Annotated in this window: 15 protein-coding genes and 4 pseudogenes; 6 read left to right on the top strand and 13 right to left on the bottom strand. The window is 69.3% G+C overall.

Annotated elements, in window-relative coordinates:
• Nucleotides 1-932, bottom strand: a 932-nt coding sequence (gene glpX / locus ACFVX4_RS39990; RefSeq protein ID WP_389987791.1) for a class II fructose-bisphosphatase, incomplete at its 3' end; no start/stop codon positions are given.
• Nucleotides 933-1,073: 141 nt separating this feature from the next.
• Between glpX and ACFVX4_RS39985 the strand changes: the two genes are divergently transcribed.
• Nucleotides 1,074-1,592 carry a DUF4245 domain-containing protein gene (locus tag ACFVX4_RS39985; protein WP_389987788.1) on the top strand — a complete coding sequence of 173 codons (519 nt, stop codon included), beginning with the start codon at nucleotides 1,074-1,076 and terminating at the stop codon, nucleotides 1,590-1,592.
• Between the two features lie 73 nt (nucleotides 1,593-1,665).
• On the opposite strand, the gene ACFVX4_RS39980 is transcribed toward ACFVX4_RS39985, so the two are convergent.
• The 4 genes from ACFVX4_RS39980 to ACFVX4_RS39965 form a co-directional block, all read right to left on the bottom strand.
• Entirely contained in the window at nucleotides 1,666-2,256 is a 591-nt protein-coding gene (locus ACFVX4_RS39980) for a malonic semialdehyde reductase (protein ID WP_389987785.1), read from the bottom strand.
• Between the two features lie 115 nt (nucleotides 2,257-2,371).
• Entirely contained in the window at nucleotides 2,372-2,635 is a 264-nt protein-coding gene (locus ACFVX4_RS39975; RefSeq protein WP_385339563.1) for an exodeoxyribonuclease VII small subunit, read from the bottom strand.
• Between the two features lie 121 nt (nucleotides 2,636-2,756).
• Complete coding sequence (xseA, locus tag ACFVX4_RS39970; protein WP_389987782.1) at nucleotides 2,757-3,968, bottom strand: exodeoxyribonuclease VII large subunit; 1,212 nt, start codon at nucleotides 3,966-3,968, stop codon at nucleotides 2,757-2,759.
• 176 nt (nucleotides 3,969-4,144) lie between these two features.
• The gene (locus ACFVX4_RS39965) at nucleotides 4,145-5,542 is read right to left on the bottom strand and encodes an APC family permease (RefSeq protein ID WP_389987779.1); all 1,398 of its coding nucleotides are present in this window, start codon (nucleotides 5,540-5,542) and stop codon (nucleotides 4,145-4,147) included.
• A 74-nt stretch (nucleotides 5,543-5,616) separates the two neighbouring features.
• Here ACFVX4_RS39965 and ACFVX4_RS39960 point away from each other — a divergent pair, with 74 nt between their 5' ends.
• Nucleotides 5,617-6,606, top strand: coding sequence for a 4-hydroxy-3-methylbut-2-enyl diphosphate reductase (locus ACFVX4_RS39960; RefSeq protein WP_266414826.1), 990 nt, complete (start codon nucleotides 5,617-5,619; stop codon nucleotides 6,604-6,606).
• Nucleotides 6,607-6,667: 61 nt separating this feature from the next.
• The gene (ppgK, locus tag ACFVX4_RS39955; RefSeq protein WP_389987776.1) at nucleotides 6,668-7,405 is read left to right on the top strand and encodes a polyphosphate--glucose phosphotransferase; all 738 of its coding nucleotides are present in this window, start codon (nucleotides 6,668-6,670) and stop codon (nucleotides 7,403-7,405) included.
• A gap of 77 nt (nucleotides 7,406-7,482) precedes the next feature.
• Here ppgK and ACFVX4_RS39950 read toward each other — a convergent pair whose 3' ends face one another.
• On the bottom strand, nucleotides 7,483-8,079 hold the full coding sequence (locus ACFVX4_RS39950; RefSeq protein WP_389987773.1) for a DUF6542 domain-containing protein: 597 nt from the start codon (nucleotides 8,077-8,079) through the stop codon (nucleotides 7,483-7,485).
• Between the two features lie 220 nt (nucleotides 8,080-8,299).
• Here ACFVX4_RS39950 and ychF point away from each other — a divergent pair, with 220 nt between their 5' ends.
• Nucleotides 8,300-9,388, top strand: a complete 1,089-nt coding sequence (gene ychF, locus ACFVX4_RS39945) for a redox-regulated ATPase YchF (protein ID WP_383205985.1) — start codon at nucleotides 8,300-8,302, stop codon at nucleotides 9,386-9,388.
• Nucleotides 9,389-9,511: 123 nt separating this feature from the next.
• Here the strand turns inward: ychF and ACFVX4_RS39940 are convergent, their stop codons facing one another.
• The 4 genes and pseudogenes from ACFVX4_RS39940 to ACFVX4_RS39925 form a co-directional block, all read right to left on the bottom strand.
• Nucleotides 9,512-9,787, bottom strand: a complete 276-nt coding sequence (locus ACFVX4_RS39940) for a hypothetical protein (RefSeq protein WP_389987770.1) — start codon at nucleotides 9,785-9,787, stop codon at nucleotides 9,512-9,514.
• A 227-nt stretch (nucleotides 9,788-10,014) separates the two neighbouring features.
• Nucleotides 10,015-10,224: a PhzF family phenazine biosynthesis protein gene (locus tag ACFVX4_RS39935; protein WP_389987767.1), complete on the bottom strand. Its 210-nt coding sequence runs from the start codon at nucleotides 10,222-10,224 to the stop codon at nucleotides 10,015-10,017.
• Between the two features lie 2 nt (nucleotides 10,225-10,226).
• A pseudogene (locus ACFVX4_RS39930) lies at nucleotides 10,227-10,325 on the bottom strand (DNA-binding protein); the annotation flags it as partial.
• A 149-nt stretch (nucleotides 10,326-10,474) separates the two neighbouring features.
• Nucleotides 10,475-10,954, bottom strand: a complete 480-nt coding sequence (locus ACFVX4_RS39925) for a hypothetical protein (RefSeq protein WP_389987765.1) — start codon at nucleotides 10,952-10,954, stop codon at nucleotides 10,475-10,477.
• A 327-nt stretch (nucleotides 10,955-11,281) separates the two neighbouring features.
• On the opposite strand from ACFVX4_RS39925, the pseudogene ACFVX4_RS39920 reads away from it, so the two are divergent.
• Nucleotides 11,282-12,126: pseudogene (locus ACFVX4_RS39920) on the top strand (IS3 family transposase); the annotation flags it as partial.
• A 26-nt stretch (nucleotides 12,127-12,152) separates the two neighbouring features.
• Here ACFVX4_RS39920 and ACFVX4_RS39915 read toward each other — a convergent pair.
• Complete coding sequence (locus ACFVX4_RS39915) at nucleotides 12,153-12,659, bottom strand: DUF2004 domain-containing protein (protein WP_389987762.1); 507 nt, start codon at nucleotides 12,657-12,659, stop codon at nucleotides 12,153-12,155.
• A gap of 302 nt (nucleotides 12,660-12,961) precedes the next feature.
• On the opposite strand from ACFVX4_RS39915, the gene ACFVX4_RS39910 reads away from it, so the two are divergent.
• Complete coding sequence (locus tag ACFVX4_RS39910; RefSeq protein ID WP_389987759.1) at nucleotides 12,962-14,380, top strand: ATP-binding protein; 1,419 nt, start codon at nucleotides 12,962-12,964, stop codon at nucleotides 14,378-14,380.
• A 391-nt stretch (nucleotides 14,381-14,771) separates the two neighbouring features.
• Here ACFVX4_RS39910 and ACFVX4_RS39905 read toward each other — a convergent pair.
• Nucleotides 14,772-15,005: pseudogene (locus ACFVX4_RS39905) on the bottom strand (hypothetical protein); the annotation flags it as partial.
• A 90-nt stretch (nucleotides 15,006-15,095) separates the two neighbouring features.
• Nucleotides 15,096-15,398, bottom strand: a pseudogene (locus tag ACFVX4_RS39900) (SAM-dependent methyltransferase); the annotation flags it as partial.
• Nucleotides 15,399-15,489 lie beyond the last annotated feature (91 nt).

Below are 15,489 nucleotides of genomic sequence, written 5' to 3'. Positions count from 1 at the left end.
ACGATCGACTCGGTGGTCGCCGTCTCCGCGCGGTACCGCACGCCGCGCATCAGCTCACCGTCCGTGATGCCGGTCGCGACGAAGAACACGTTGTCGCCGCTGACCAGGTCGTCGGTGGACAGCACCCGGTCCAGGTCGTGCCCGGCGTCCAGCGCGCGCTGCCGCTCGGCCTCGTCCTTGGGCCAGAGCTTGCCCTGGATGACGCCGCCGAGGCACTTTATGGCGCAGGCCGAGATGATGCCCTCGGGGGTGCCGCCGATGCCCATCAGCAGGTCGACGCCGGTCCCTTCGCGGGCGGCCATGATGGAGCCCGCGACATCGCCGTCGGAGATGAACTTGATCCGGGCGCCGGTCTCGCGGATCTCCTTGACGATGCCCTCGTGGCGCGGGCGGTCGAGGATGACGACGGTGACGTCCTCGGGGGCGGAGTTCTTCGCCTTCGCGACACGGCGGATGTTCACCGAGACGGGGGCGTTGATGTCGACGAAGTCGGCGGCCTCGGGGCCGGTGACCAGCTTGTCCATGTAGAAGACGGCCGACGGGTCGAACATGGCGCCGCGGTCCGCGGCGGCCAGTACGGCGATTGCGTTCGGCATGCCCTTGGCGTTCAGGGTCGTGCCGTCGATCGGGTCCACGGCGATGTCGACCTCGGGGCCGGTGCCGTCGCCGACGCGCTCGCCGTTGAACAGCATGGGGGCTTCGTCCTTCTCGCCCTCGCCGATGACGACGATGCCGTTCATCGAGACGGTGGAGACGAGGGTCCGCATGGCCTTCACGGCGGCGCCGTCGGCGCCGATCTTGTCGCCGCGGCCCACCCAGCGCCCGGCTGCCATGGCGGCGGCCTCGGTGACCCGGACCAGCTCCAGGGCGAGGTTGCGGTCGGGGGCCTCGGGGGAGACCTCGAGCTGAGACGGCAGATGATGCTCGGACATCGGAGCGCACCTTTCTGTACGGCGACGACCGGAAGAGGGTGCTGCGACTCTATCGTCAGGTCGACAAAATGAGCAGACCGGGTCACTTATGAGCGGCTGCCCCCGGGTCGGGCCCATCGGGCCTAGTGCGACCATGGACCCGTGGCTAGCAAGCGAGGCAAGCAGACAGTGCGGGACATGTTCCTGTCGATGGCGGTCATCTCCGCTGCGGCAGGGGTTGTTTACATCTTCGTTCCGCACGACGAGAACGCCAACCCGGTCAAGGCGGTCGACTACCGGGTGGAGCTCCTGACGGCGCGGCGCGCGGCGCCGTACCCCGTGGTCGCCCCGGACGGACTGACCGAGAAGTGGAAGCCGACCTCGGTCAGCTACGACCGCAAGGCGGGCAACAGCTGGCACCTGGGCTTCCTCGACCCGGAGGGCAAGTACGTCGCGGTGGAGCAGTCCACGTCCCCGGCGAAGAAGTACGTGACCGAGGTCAGCCAGGACGCCAAGAACACCGGGCGTACGCAGCAGGTCGCGGGCGAGACCTGGCAGCACTGGGCGGGCTCGAAGTACGACGCCCTCGTGCGCCACGACAAGGGCTCGACCACGGTGGTCACGGGCTCCGCCTCGCCGGAACGGCTGGCGGAGATGGCCGCCGCGCTCAAGACGTCCTGACGTCGCCGGGAGGCACGGAGAAGGCCCTGGAGCACCGAGTGCTCCAGGGCCTTCCGCATACGCGTGGCGCCGGTCAGACGGTCGTGACGACCTCGTCGTAGGCGAGACGCGGCAGGCGCGGGAACCAGGCGTCCTCGCCCGGCTTGCCGATGTTGACGACCATCAGCACCTTGTGGTCGCCGTCCAGGAACTCCTTCTCGATGCCCGCGGCGTCGTAGCCGGTCATCGGGCCGGCGGCCAGGCCGGCGGCGCGGACGCCGATGATGAAGTAGGCGGCCTGCAGGGCGCCGTTGAGCGCGGCGGACGACTCGCGGACCGGGCGCTCGGAGAAGAACGCGTCCTTGGCCTGCGGGAAGTGCGGCATCAGGGCCGGGAGCTCCTCGTGGAACTCGTTGTCGGCGACCAGGATGGCGACCAGCGGGGCGGTCGAGGTCTTCGGCTGGTTGCCCTCGGCCATGTGCTTGACGAGGCGCGCGCGGGCGTCGTCGGAGCGGACCAGGACGACGCGCAGCGGCGACTGGTTGAACGCGGTGGGCCCGTACTTGACCAGGTCGTAGATCGCCTGGACCTGCTCCTCGGTCACCGGCTCGTCGGAGAAGGTGTTGGCGGTGCGGGCCTCACGGAAAAGGAGGTCCTGGGCGGCGGGGTCAAGAGCGAGGGACATCGTGCGTATTACCTTCCGGACGTACACGTGGATCGAGCAACGCGGACCACGGTAACCGAGAGGTAGGTTAACTTTCAACTAAAACTGGAACGGGGTGACTCGTTCCACAGCGGGCTCAGCCGTTGTCGGCTGCCGTGCCACCGCTCTCCTGGGAGTCGGCCGGACCCGCCAGGGCCGCGTCCAGCCGGGCGCGCGCGCCTTCCAGCCAGTGCCGGCAGACCTTTGCCAGCTCCTCGCCCCGCTCCCAGAGCGCGAGCGACTCCTCAAGCGTCGTACCGCCCGCCTCCAGGCGGCGCACCACCTCGATCAGCTCGTCGCGGGCCTGCTCGTAGCCGAGCGTGCCCGTGGCACCAGCCGTCGTAGTCGCGTCGTCCGTCATGCGCCCCACCCTACGTTCCGGCCCACCGGGAGCCTGTGATCTCGTCCGTCCGTACCTGCGGGCGCACCTTCGGCACGTGCCGGTGCGCCTCCGGGCCCGCCCGCCCCGCCACCGGGGGCGGTCACTCGCCCACCCGCACGGCGAACTCGCCGCCCGAGACCCGCGCCCGGAGCACATCGCCCGGCTCCCCCGCATCCTCGGGAGCCCGCACGACATGGCCGTCGGCCCGCTGCAGCACCGCGTAGCCGCGCTCCAGCGTCGCCGCCGGCGACAACGCGACCACCCGCGCCCGGGTGTGGGCGAGCTCCGAATCCGCCCGGTCCAGCAGATGACCCAGCACCCGCCGGCTCCGCCCGATCAGCGCGTCGATCTCCGACGCGCGCTCGTCCACCATCCGCTGGGGGTGCTCCATCGACGGCCGGCCCAGGGCGTGCGCCAGCCCCCGCTCCTCGCGGTCCAGCAGCCCCCGTACCGACCGCAGGGCACGGTCGCGCAGCTGCCGCACCCGGTCCAGCTCCTCGCCCACGTCCGGCACGATCTTCTTCGCCGCATCCGTCGGTGTGGAGGCGCGCAGGTCCGCGACCAGGTCGAGCAGCGGGGAGTCCGGCTCATGACCGATCGCCGACACCACCGGCGTACGGCACCCGGCCACCGTGCGGATCAGCTGCTCGTCCGAGAACGGCAGCAGGTCCTCCACGCTGCCGCCGCCCCGCGCCACGACGATCACGTCGACATCCGGCAGATCGTCCAGCTCCTTCACCGCCTGGACCACCTGATTCACCGCGTGGACGCCCTGCACCGCCGCGTTGCGCACCTCGAAGCGGACCGCGGGCCACCGCCGCCGGGCGTTCTCCAGCACATCGCGCTCGGCCGCCGACGCCCGCCCGCAGACCAGCCCGATCAGCTGCGGCAGGAACGGCAGCGGCTTCTTCCGGTCGAGCGCGAAGAGCCCCTCCGAGGCCAGCGACTTCTTCAGCTGTTCCAGGCGGACCAGCAGCTCGCCGATGCCGACCGGCCGTATCTCCGTGGCCCGCAGGGACAGCTGGCCGCGCGGCGCGTACCACTCGGGCTTGGCCAGGACGACGACCCGCGCCCCCTCCGTCACCACATCCGCGATCCGGTCGAAGACCTGCCGGAAGCACGTCACGCTCACCGAGATGTCCTGCGACGGGTCGCGCAGCGTCAGGAACACCACCCCGGCGCCCGGCCGCCGCGACAGCTGAGTGATCTGCCCCTCGACCCAGACCGCCCCGAGCCGGTCGATCCAGCCCCCGATGAGCCGCGACACATCACCTACGGGCAGCGGAGCTTCCGCGGACGTTTGGAGAGCCATGCGAGCGAGCGTATCCGCCCCCACCGACAATCGGGCGGCCACGACGAAGGCCGCTCCGGCCCGGCCACTCCCGGCTCGGGCCGTACGCCGCCGCCCGCGCCGACCAGGACGCGTTTCGAATGGTCCGGCACGCCCCGACCGCCCCGACTGTCCCTTCCGCCCCGCCCCGCCCCGGCTCAGGCCGTACGCCGCCCCCACTGCAACGCCAGCACCACCAGCCCCACACCGAACCAGCACACCCCCACCACCTGGGCGCTCCGGGTCGCCTCCACGATCACCGCGATCAGCACCCCCGCACCCACCACCGGCACCAGCACATGCCGCCACCAGCTCGGCGGCCCCTCCATCCGGCGCACGGCGAACCAGCCGACCACCGACGCGTGCAGCAGCACGAAGGCCGTCAGCGCGCCCATGTCGACGACCGACACCAGATGGTCGAGACCGTCGGCCCGCCGGGCCGCCCACACCGCGGCGACCAGCGTCACCGTCGCGGCCAGCAGAATCGCGAGCCGCGGCACCCCGGACCGCGGGTCGACCCGGGCGAGCACCGAGGGCAGCCGCCGTTCCCTGGCCATCGCGAAGAGCAGCCGTCCCGCGGCCGCCTGCCCGGCCAGCGCCGCGAAGGCCGCCCCGATCGCCTTGCTCACCGCCACCAGGTCGTGCAGCCAGCTCCCGACCGCCGAGTCCACCGTGTCGTAGAACGCCGACCCCTGCGCGGCCGGATCGGCGGCCAGCTCCGCCGACGGCATCGGTTCGAGCAGCGCCGCCAGATACGCCTGCGCCACGAACAGCACACCCGCGAGCACCAGACAGAACAGCAGCGCCCGCGCCACCTTCGCCGAGCCCCCGGTCACCTCCTCCGCGAACGAGGCGATCGCGTCGAAGCCCAGATACGACAGCACGGCCACCGACACCGCCCCCAGCACCGCCGTCGCGGAGAAGCCGGAATCACCGGTGAGCGGAGTCAGCCAGCCGCGCTGCGCCCCGTCCCGTACGAGAACCACCACCGCCGACACCAGGAACACCAGCAGCACCACGATCTCCATCGCGAGCACCGCGAAGCCGACCCGGGCGGCGGCCCGCACGCCCCAGAGGTTGAGCAGCGTGGTGACCACGACGGCGAGTGCCGTCCACACCCACTGCGACACCGACGGCACCAGCGCGTTCAGCGCGATCCCGGAGAAGAGATACGCGACCGCCGGGATCAGCAGATAGTCGAGCATCGCCATCCACCCGGCGATGAACCCCGGCCCCTCCCCGAGCCCCTTGCGCGCGTACGCGAAGACCGAACCCGCCAACGGGGCGACCCGCACCATCTGCGCGTAGCTGAACGCCGTGAACGCCATCACCACCGTCGCCGCGACATAGACCAGTGCGACGGCGCCGTCGGACTTCGCGTCGAGCGTGCCGAACACACCGACGGGCGCCATCGGCGCGATGAACAGGAGCCCGTAGACCACCAGATCCCGGAAGCCGAGCGTCCGCCGCAGCCTGCCGCCCTCCTGGTGCGCCCCCTCCGCCCCCGCGGCCCCGCCCTTGCTGCCGCCGCTGCCGCCGCTGCCGCTCTCCGACATGAGCCCTCCCTGGGTCGCGTACGGATCAGTCTCGCCACCCGGCCGATCTTCCGCGCGTTCGACTCGGCCTTACGATGGGTCGCATGACTGCTACGACACCTCGCCGCGTCCTGCTCGCCGCTCCCCGTGGCTACTGCGCGGGCGTGGACCGTGCCGTGATCGCCGTGGAGAAAGCCCTGGAGCAGTACGGCTCCCCGGTGTATGTGCGCCACGAGATCGTTCACAACAAGTACGTCGTACAGACCCTGGAGAAGAAGGGCGCGATCTTCGTCGAGGAGACAGCGGAGGTCCCCGAGGGCTCGATCGTGATGTTCTCCGCGCACGGCGTCGCGCCGACCGTGCACGAGGAGGCGGCCGAGCGGAAGCTCGCCACGATCGACGCGACCTGCCCCCTGGTCACCAAGGTCCACAAGGAAGCCGTCCGCTTCGCGCAGGACGACTTCGACATCCTCCTGATCGGCCACGAGGGCCACGAGGAGGTCATCGGCACCTCCGGCGAGGCCCCCGACCACATCACGCTGGTCGACGGCCCCGAGGACGTCGCCGGTGTCGAGGTCCGCGACCCGTCCAAGGTCGTCTGGCTCTCCCAGACCACGCTTTCCGTCGACGAGACGATGGAGACGGTCGGCGCGCTCAAGGAGAAGTTCCCGCTCCTGATCTCGCCGCCCAGCGACGACATCTGCTACGCCACGCAGAACCGCCAGATCGCGGTGAAGCAGATGGGCGCGGACGCCGACCTCGTGATCGTCGTCGGTTCCAAGAACTCCTCCAACTCGGTCCGCCTGGTCGAGGTCGCCCTCGGCGCCGGTGCGAACGACGCCCATCTGGTCGACTTCGCCGAGGAGATCGACGAGGCCTGGCTGGAGGGTGTCTCCACGGTCGGCGTCACCTCCGGCGCGTCGGTTCCCGAGGTGCTGGTCGACGGCGTCCTGGCCTGGCTGTCCGAGCGCGGCTTCGAGGACGTGGAGATCGTGAAGGCGGCCGAGGAGTCCATCACCTTCTCGCTGCCCAAGGAGCTCCGCCGCGATCTGCGCGCCGAGGCCGCCGCGCTCTCGGAGAAGTAGCCCCCGGGCATCGGGGCGTTCCAGGAAGTGGGCCGGGCCGCCTGCCCGTACCGTGGACAGCATGCAGATCTTCGGCGTGGACATCGGCGGATCCGGGATCAAGGGCGCTCCCGTGGACCTGGACCGCGGAGACCTGGCGCAGGAGCGCCACAAAGTACTGACACCGCACCCGGCCACGCCCAAGGACGTGGTCGAGTGCGTGGCCGAGGTCGTCGGCCATTTCGACTGGTCGGGCCCGGTGGGCGTCACCTTCCCGGGCGTCGTCACCGGCGGTGTCACCCGTACCGCGGCCAATGTCGACAAGGGCTGGATCGACACCGACGCCCGCGGACTGATCGGTGACCGGCTGAACCTCCCCGTCACCGTGCTGAACGACGCGGACGCGGCCGGCGTCGCGGAGATGACGTTCGGCGCGGGCCGGGGCCGCAAGGGGACCGTGATCGTGCTGACGCTCGGTACGGGGATCGGCAGCGCCCTCTTCGTCGACGGCCGGCTCGTCCCCAACACCGAGCTGGGCCATCTGGAGCTGAACGGCCACGACGCGGAGAAGCACGCCTCCACCAAGGCCAAGGAGGACGAGGACCTGAGCTGGCACCACTGGGCGCACCGGGTGCAGAAGTACCTGGCCCATGTGGAGATGCTGTTCTCGCCCGAGCTCTTCATCATCGGCGGCGGGGTCAGCCGCAAGGCCGACAAGTTCCTGCCCCTGATCGAGCACGTACGGGCCGAGATGGTGCCGGCGGAGCTGCAGAACAACGCGGGCATCGTGGGCGCGGCGATGGCGGCCGCAGGCCACTAGCGGCCCGTGATGCCCCCTACGGCCTGCGATGCTGCGACCCGTGATGCCCTGCGGCCAGTGGTGTCCTGCGGCCTCGTTCACCGCTGCGGGCGGCGCGGTCCCTGCGAGGCGCGCGCCGCCTGTGCGGCGAGCAGCGTGCGGCGCTGCCGCTGCCGCATCAGCCGTACCTTGCGTACGGTCGCGATGAGCCCGGCGATGAGCGTCCCGCCGTACAGCCACCCGGCGTGCACGGCGAGCGCGGTGACGACCGCCATGGTCTGGCCGCCGAAGCCGCCCGTACCACCGGCGATCGGGATGACACCGATGGCGAACGCGATCGGCACGATGATCGGCGCGGTCACCAGGTCCGCGGGCCGCACCCACAGCGCGGTCAGCGCGCAGACCGGCAGGAACAGCACACCGAACACCACCGCCGAACCGTCGAGGACCAGCAGGTCGAGGCAGGCCAGCACGAACATGGTGGCGGCGGCGAAGAGCCCGGCCCCGATACCGGTCAGTCGGGGATTGGGCAGCCTGCGCAGCGCGAGCACGACGGGCGGCACCGGACGGGAGCGGCCTTCCGGCGGGCTCACCACCCGGTAGACGGTCGCGGTCTCCTCGATGGTGCCCTGCGGGGACAGCGGGGCCTGGCGAGACTGCCTGCGCTGCGGGGGACGTGTCCTGTGCTGCTCCACCGGGACAACGTAGGTCGCCGGGCAGGAGGAAACAGGTGCGGGACACGCCCTTTGGGCGACCTAGGGGATGAGTTCGATGCCACACGGCCGAACGGGAACCGGATCGGCACCCGACCGGACCCGTGGGTACCCGGTCGCCCCCGCCCGTAAACTGGAGAATCGGCCCACCCGGGCCCGCAGCGTTCCCGCCCACCTCCTCACTCCTCAGGAAGTCGCCAACGTGTCGCTCACGATCGGAATCGTCGGCCTGCCGAATGTCGGCAAGTCGACCCTGTTCAACGCCCTGACCAAGAACGACGTGCTGGCGGCCAACTACCCGTTCGCCACGATCGAGCCGAACGTGGGCGTCGTCGGCGTCCCGGACGCCCGCCTGAACAAGCTGGCCGAGATCTTCGGCTCCCAGCGGCTGCTCCCGGCGACCGTGGACTTCGTCGACATCGCCGGCATCGTCCGAGGCGCTTCGGAGGGCGAGGGCCTGGGCAACAAGTTCCTCGCGAACATCCGCGAGTCCGATGCGATCTGCCAGGTCATCCGTGCTTTCAAGGACGAGAACGTCGTCCACGTCGACGGCAAGGTCTCGCCCAAGGACGACATCGAGACGATCAACACCGAGCTGATCCTCGCCGACCTCCAGTCCGTCGAGAAGGCCGTCCCGCGCCTCACCAAGGAGTCCCGCCTCCAGAAGGAGAAGGTCGCGGTCCTCGCCGCGGTCGAGGAGGCCCAGAAGATCCTCGAGTCGGGCCAGACCCTCTTCGCCGCGGGCATCACCGCGGGCACCGAGAAGGGCAAGCTCCTCCACGAGCTGCACCTCCTGACCACCAAGCCCTTCCTCTACGTCTTCAACGTCGACGAGGACGAGCTGGTCGACGAGGACTTCAAGAACGAGCAGCGCGCCCTGGTCGCCCCCGCCGAGGCGATCTTCCTCAACGCCAAGATCGAGTCCGAGCTGATCGAGCTCGACGACGACGAGGCCCTCGAACTCCTCCAGTCCATGGGCCAGGAAGAGCCCGGCCTGGCCACCCTCGGCCGCGTCGGCTTCGACACCCTGGGCCTGCAGACCTACCTCACGGCGGGTCCGAAGGAAGCCCGAGCCTGGACGATCAAGAAGGGCGCCACGGCCCCCGAGGCGGCCGGTGTGATCCACACCGACTTCCAGAAGGGCTTCATCAAGGCGGAGATCATCTCCTACGAGGACCTGATCGAAACCGGCTCGGTCGCCGAGGCCCGCGCCAAGGGCAAGGCCCGCATGGAGGGCAAGGACTATGTGATGCAGGACGGGGACGTGGTGGAGTTCCGCTTCAACGTGTAGCGGCTGACGTATCACCACGTCGCTGATCTAGCAAGCACGCAGGTCAGAAGGGGTCCGGCCTTTCGGGGTTGGGCCCCTAGTTGTTTCCCGTGCTGGGGTGGTGCCGGGATGGCTGACCCCTCGTCACCTGTCATCATCCCTGGTCAGCCCTACCGTGCTGGGATTGAGTGTCCCGGTCAGTGCGGAGAAGACGCCGAAGGCCGCCTCGTCCGCGACCGGCAGTGCCCCGCCGAGCTGCTCGAAGAAGGCGTCGACGGCCGGGTTCGATGCGGTACGGCACGGTGACGGAGCGGCGTTGACGGAGCGGCGTTCGCGCACGGAAGGCAGCGGGATGGCGCGCACCAGCGGGGCGTCGGTGGCGAGGATGCTGCGCAGGTTGTCGTTCGGGACTCCGGCCATCTCGAGGCTCCGCTCCCCACTGACCCGCGCGCCCGCCGGGTCGCCCGGGAGCTGCTCGACGATCTGGCCTGTGCGCTCGCGGTGGATGCGTGGGGGCGCTGGGTGGGCACCTCCGGGCGCACAGTCGCCAGGCTGTTCCTGGCCGACACCGGCACCACCCCGGGCGCGTACTTCGGTTCGCGCCGAGGGGGTGATGCCAGAGCCTCCGCCACTGCCCGTGGGGCCGGTCAGATGAGGACTGCGGTGCCGGAGACGAGGATGTGGTCGTCGCACGGTCGCAGGGTGACTTCCAGCCGTGACGGGCGCCCCATACAGCGGCCCTGCTGGATGGTCGACTTGGCATCCGAAGGGACGAGTTTCAGTTCACGAGCGTCGGCTCCGAAAGCCGCGGCCGCCGCTCCTGTCGCTGCGGACTCGACCACGCCGCCGACCGCCAAACTCAGACTTCCTTGATCTGTACGCGGTCACCGCACAGTTTCGACCAGTCGTCGCGATCCGAGGTCAGCACAAGCACGGACGCCGGAGAGCGGAGCGCCACGCCTGGCTCGCCGAGGTAGTCGAGCAGATCCGCGTGATCGCCTTCGGTCGCGTAGTGGAGAATGCCGGCTACCATGGACCGGGTATCGCAAAAGCCCATGGTTGTGGACGCGCCGGGCCGCGGCGCGCACGAGTGTCACCGGGAGCGAATCACTGCGAGAGAGGCGAGGCGAGCAGCGACTGGATCTCGTCGAACTGTGCGGACATGCGAGGGTCCGCGAGGAAGTCGTCCAGGTCCGCGCCGCCCATCTCGAAGTCGACGACCTCGAGCAGCGTGTGCGCCACCGTGAACACCGACGAGGAGTCCTCGTCCTGCTGGTAGTCCCGCCATGCATCCAACGCTGTGAGTGCCCAGAGCACGAATGGGTCCATGTCGCCGTTCGACAGCGTGCCCTCTTCGAGAATGTCCAGCCAGGTGGTGAGCGTCTGCGCGTCTGCGCTCACGGGGTTGGCACACGCTGCATGGAATGCATCAAGGGCCTCGGGCGTGAATTCGTCAGCGGCAACCTCGTCGACCCCATCCAGCTGTGTGAGCCTCTGGACTGCATGCACTGTCAAAGCTCGTTTGCCATCGGAGGTTGCCGTGTCGATGCAGCGTTCAAGGTTGCTCTCTACGTCCGCGTACCGCATCCACCCAGTTTAGGGTCGCCGTCGTTCGGTCTCCCTCTCCTCAGTCGACCATCGGCGACACGGTGGATAGGGGCCTTCTTGCGTCAGTGGCGTACCTCTGGGGTACCGGGAAGTCTCATGCCCCTTGGGGGCGTCCCTTGCGGGTACCCCTAGTCGACCCTGCCTGGGTGACAGAGTTCGAGCCATCTGCAAGGCGAACGTCCTCGCCCAGGTCGGGGACCGGCTCCGAGCATTCGAAGGCCACTACAACGCTCCGACGGGCGTTGCCCCTTGATCGTGGACACCCTGATCATTGGATCGTGAAGATCCGAAGAGCAGGAGTTCCCGTTGGGGACATCGAAGTACTCGCCTGAGTTCCGGGCGGATGCCGTCGCGCTGTACCACTCCAGCCCGGCTGGGACGTACGCGTCGGTGGCCAAGGACTTGGGGGTCAACCACGAGACGCTCCGCACGTGGGTACGGGACGCCGAGCAGGCCGCCCGGCCAGGCGCGGGTGAGGCCAGCGCGATGGAGAAGGAGAACCGGCAGCTGCGGGCGCGGGTGAAGGAACTCGAGCTCGAGCGGGAGATCCTGCGGAGGGCTGCGAAGTGTTTTGCGGGCGAGACCAGCTGGTGAGCCGCTTCCAGTTCGTTGACGATCACCGTGACGCCTTCGGCGTCAAGCGGCTGTGCCGGATGCTGGAGGTCTCCCGCTCCGGTTTCTACCAGTGGGCGGCCGGCGCGGAAGCACGGGCCGGGCGGGCACGGGCGGACGCCGAGGTGGCCGAGCAGATCGCTGAGATCCATACCGAGTCGGACGGCACCTACGGGGCTCCGCGTGTCACGGCCGAGCTCCAGGACGCCGGGGTGCTGGTCAATCGCAAGCGGGTGGCACGCGTCATACGGAAGTTCGGCATCGTTGGGCTGCACCTGCGCAAGAAGGTCCACACCACGATCCCCGAGCCCTCGGCGACGCCGGTGCCCGACCTGTTCAAGCGCGACTTCACCGCCACCGCGCCGAACACCCGCTACGTGGGCGACATAACCTACCTACCCGTCGGCAACGGCCAATTCCTGTACTTGGCAACGGTGTTGGACCTGTACTCGAATCGCCTGGCAGGTGAACGCCAGCGCGGTCCGGGTCTTCAGCGCCCAGGATCGATGTGCCGTGCCCCGTGTGGTGCTGCAGGGGCGCCACCACCGAGGTAGGGCTGACGCCGTCAGCTTTCCCAGTCGACGGATACCACGGTCCCGTCGCGGGCCACCTTGACGGCAAGGAGGTCGTCACTGGTCGCAGCGTCGATCGTGTAGTCCATGACGACCCGGGCCTTGGCCTCACCGATCAGGTGCCACAGGCCGATGTGAACGGGGTGCATGGCTGCAGTGAACGCGTCGACGCTGATCGCTTCGCCGTTCGCTTCCCGGGTGAGGCGCTTGATCACTTCGACGTCGTCGAGTTCGTCGGCGTGGTGGTCGATGAAGTAGCGATCCTGCTGCAGGTCCTCACGGATCGCCGCGCGAGCCGCGGTGTCCAGAGCCGGCAGATGGGCCAGGTGCGTCGCGAACGCATCCAGTTCTCCCGCGTCCAGCCCGGAACTGGGGTCGGCCCACAGCCAGACTTCGACCTCGCTGCTTCCCAGCGCGGCTGCGCCTTCCCAGATGACTTCCGTCTCATCCACCGACGGAACCTCAAGGTGCCCGAAGTGGGGGTGATCGATACTCTTCATGGGGCCTGTCATTCCGATGGGCGGTACGGCTTGAGAAGTAGTGAACGCCTGGTCCAGGTTACGGCCTCGATCATTCCGTGCGGGTACCGGTTCTGCCGGTACAGCGCCTCCGGTGTCACCTGCCCGTACACGATCCGCACGCGCGGCCTGCTCGAAACGACGCCCCTGAGCGCACACCGGCGCGCAGGCTGTCGTCACGTCTCAGGGCTCGGTCGACACTCCTGCCGAGGACCACGAAGGCAATCCCTAACCTCTATGTTAGTAACATCGTTGTTAGTGTCATGTGCGGAGGTCGACCAGACGTGGTGGATTTTGTAGGGCGTCGCCAGGAGCTGGCGACGTTGGAGCGAGAGCTGCAGAAGGTGGCGGCAGGGGTTGGCGGGGAGCGACCCGGGCGGTGCGTGATGTTGCGTGGGCGGCGACGGGTGGGCAAGTCTCGACTGGTCGAGCGGTTTGCGGAGCGCTCCGGAGCCCCGTTCTTGTTCTACGCGGCGACCGGTGCGTCCCCCAGGGATGATCTGGCGCGGCTGGCCCGGGACGCCCAAGCATCGACGCTGCCGTTGGCGGGGCTGGTGGCCGCCGCTCGGCCGGAGAGCTGGGACGCCGCGTTCGATGTGCTGGCCGCGGCGCTGCCCGCCGACCGGGCGAGCGTGCTGGTCATCGACGAGGTGCCGTACCTGATGGATACCGATGGCGCCTTTGAGGGGATGCTGCAGCGGGCCTGGGACCGCGTGCTGCAGACCAAGCCGGTGCTGCTGGTCCTCATCGGCTCCGATCTGTCGATGATGGAGGCTCTGAACAGCTACGGACGACCCTTCCATCAGCGCGGCCGGGAGATGGTGCTGGGGCCGCTGAACCCCGCCGAGGTGGGGCGGATGCTTGGGCTGGATCCGGCGGAAGCCTTCGACGCCGCGCTGGTCACCGGCGGGCTGCCGCTGATCTGTGCGGAGTGGCCACAGGGTGCAGGGCTGTGGGACTTCCTCGGTGAGGCGCTGAGCGATCCGGTCTCGGCCCTGCTGGTGTCGGCCGAGCGCTCGCTGGCTGCCGAATTCCCCCCGCAGGCTCAGGCGCGTACGGTGCTGGCGGCTATCGGCAGTGGCGAGCGGACCTTCACCAACATTGCCCGTGCAGCCGGCGGGATCGGGGCCACGCCGCTGCAGCGAGCGCTGGAGCTGCTCACGGACAAGCGGGTCGTCGCCGCGGAGCTGCCCGTATCGCTGCGTCCGTCGAAGGATCGCCGCTACCGGGTGACAGATCCCTACCTGCGGTTTTGGCTGCACCTGCTGGGCCCGTCCATGGAGGAGATCGAGCGGGGGCGGGGCGATCTGACCTTGGCGCGGATCCGGGCGAGCTGGACCAGTTGGCGCGGCCGGGCCATCGAGCCGCTCATCCGCGAGGCGCTCGCGCGGATACTGCCCGATGACCGGCTCCCCGCGGCCCCCGCGGTGGGCGGCTACTGGACCCGCACCAACGACGTCGAGATCGATATCGTCGGGGCGGACCGCGCACCCATTGCCAAGGAGCTGCTCTTCGTCGGCTCCATCAAGTGGCTGGAGCAGTCGCCCTTCGATCGGCATGACCTGGCCGCTCTCCATCGGCACCGGGCCGCCCTCACCGGTGAACCCGTTCCAGTTGTGGCGGTCTCGCGCAGTGGAGTCGACTGTCCGGGGCTCGATGCCACCTACGGCCCCGGAGATTTGCTGACCGCCTGGCCGCTGTGAGTGGCGGATGGCAGGCGAGGCGCGGGAGTTGGGGAGCGCGATCGGGCCGCAGACGTTGCGGAGAAGCCCCACAGACCTCGGCCCCTTGCCAGCGCTGCTGTGTAGCGTTGGCGATCCTGAGTCTTCTCGTACCTCGTCGCGGATCCCGTGCTGGGATGGTGTTGGGATGACGTCGTATTTCCGCAGGTCACACGTGTTGTGGTGGAGTTCCGCTTCAACGTGTGAGTGGGTGAAACAACGCCACGTTGGCGGCCTGGCGAACATGCAGGTCAGATGGGGTCCGGCTCTTCGGAGTCGGGCCCCTGGTTTTTCCCGTGCTGGGTTGGGGGTGGAGCCTGACGAGTCCGCCTTGCTGCACCGCCTCTGGTGATCCCGTGGCCACCCCTTGAAGGGAAGCCCACTCCCGGACCGTCACGAGGTGGGCCGATTGAAGGCCCACGTACGGATCCGTATGGAGGAGCAGAGTGGGGTGGCCGCGGGCAGTCCGTTCGGCGGCCCAGGTGTGGTCGAGGGCGGTGAAGCCGTCGTCGATCCAGACGGCGGGTGCTCTGCCGAGCCAGGGGTCGACGTGGTCGCGTTTCCAGAGGTAGCCGTTGGGGTGGCTGGTGGTGATCTGTGGGCGGGGTGCTGCCGTCGGCCGCCGGGAGCGGTATGAGGACGCCGTCGATGTCCAGGAGCAGGTAGGGCAGGGGCATCGGTGCCTCCGGGGTCAGCGTTAGCGGGCGGTGATCAGGAGGGTGGTGGGCCACGGGTCGCGGCGCGGGTGCCGCAGCTCCAGCGCGGAGGTGATGCGCAGGCCGGTCCGGGAGAGGTGGGCGCCCCAGCGGTGAGCGTCGAACTCCCACCGGGCGAGGGGCAATCGGGTGCGGTCGGGCATGGTGACGTAGTCCTCGCGCGGACGGTCGTCCGTGGATGGATGTCTTCCGGCCCGCGCCGGGTGAGGGACGGAGAAGGCCAGGACACCGCCCGGTTTCAGGCGTCGGGAAATGGCGGCGAGGAGGAGCTCGGGGGCGACTAGGGCCTGTTCTGAGTTCTGATCACAGTCGGGGTGTTCGCCCTTTGTTCGGCTGCTCCGGCTGGTAGTACGGTCGTATGACACGTGGCGATCT

The sequence above is a fragment of the Streptomyces sp. NPDC058240 genome (assembly GCF_042882135.1).
Taxonomy (GTDB): Bacteria; Actinomycetota; Actinomycetes; order Streptomycetales; family Streptomycetaceae; genus Streptomyces.
The sequence above is the reverse complement of the archived record's forward strand: the minus strand, read 5'-3'. Positions and strand labels throughout refer to the sequence as shown.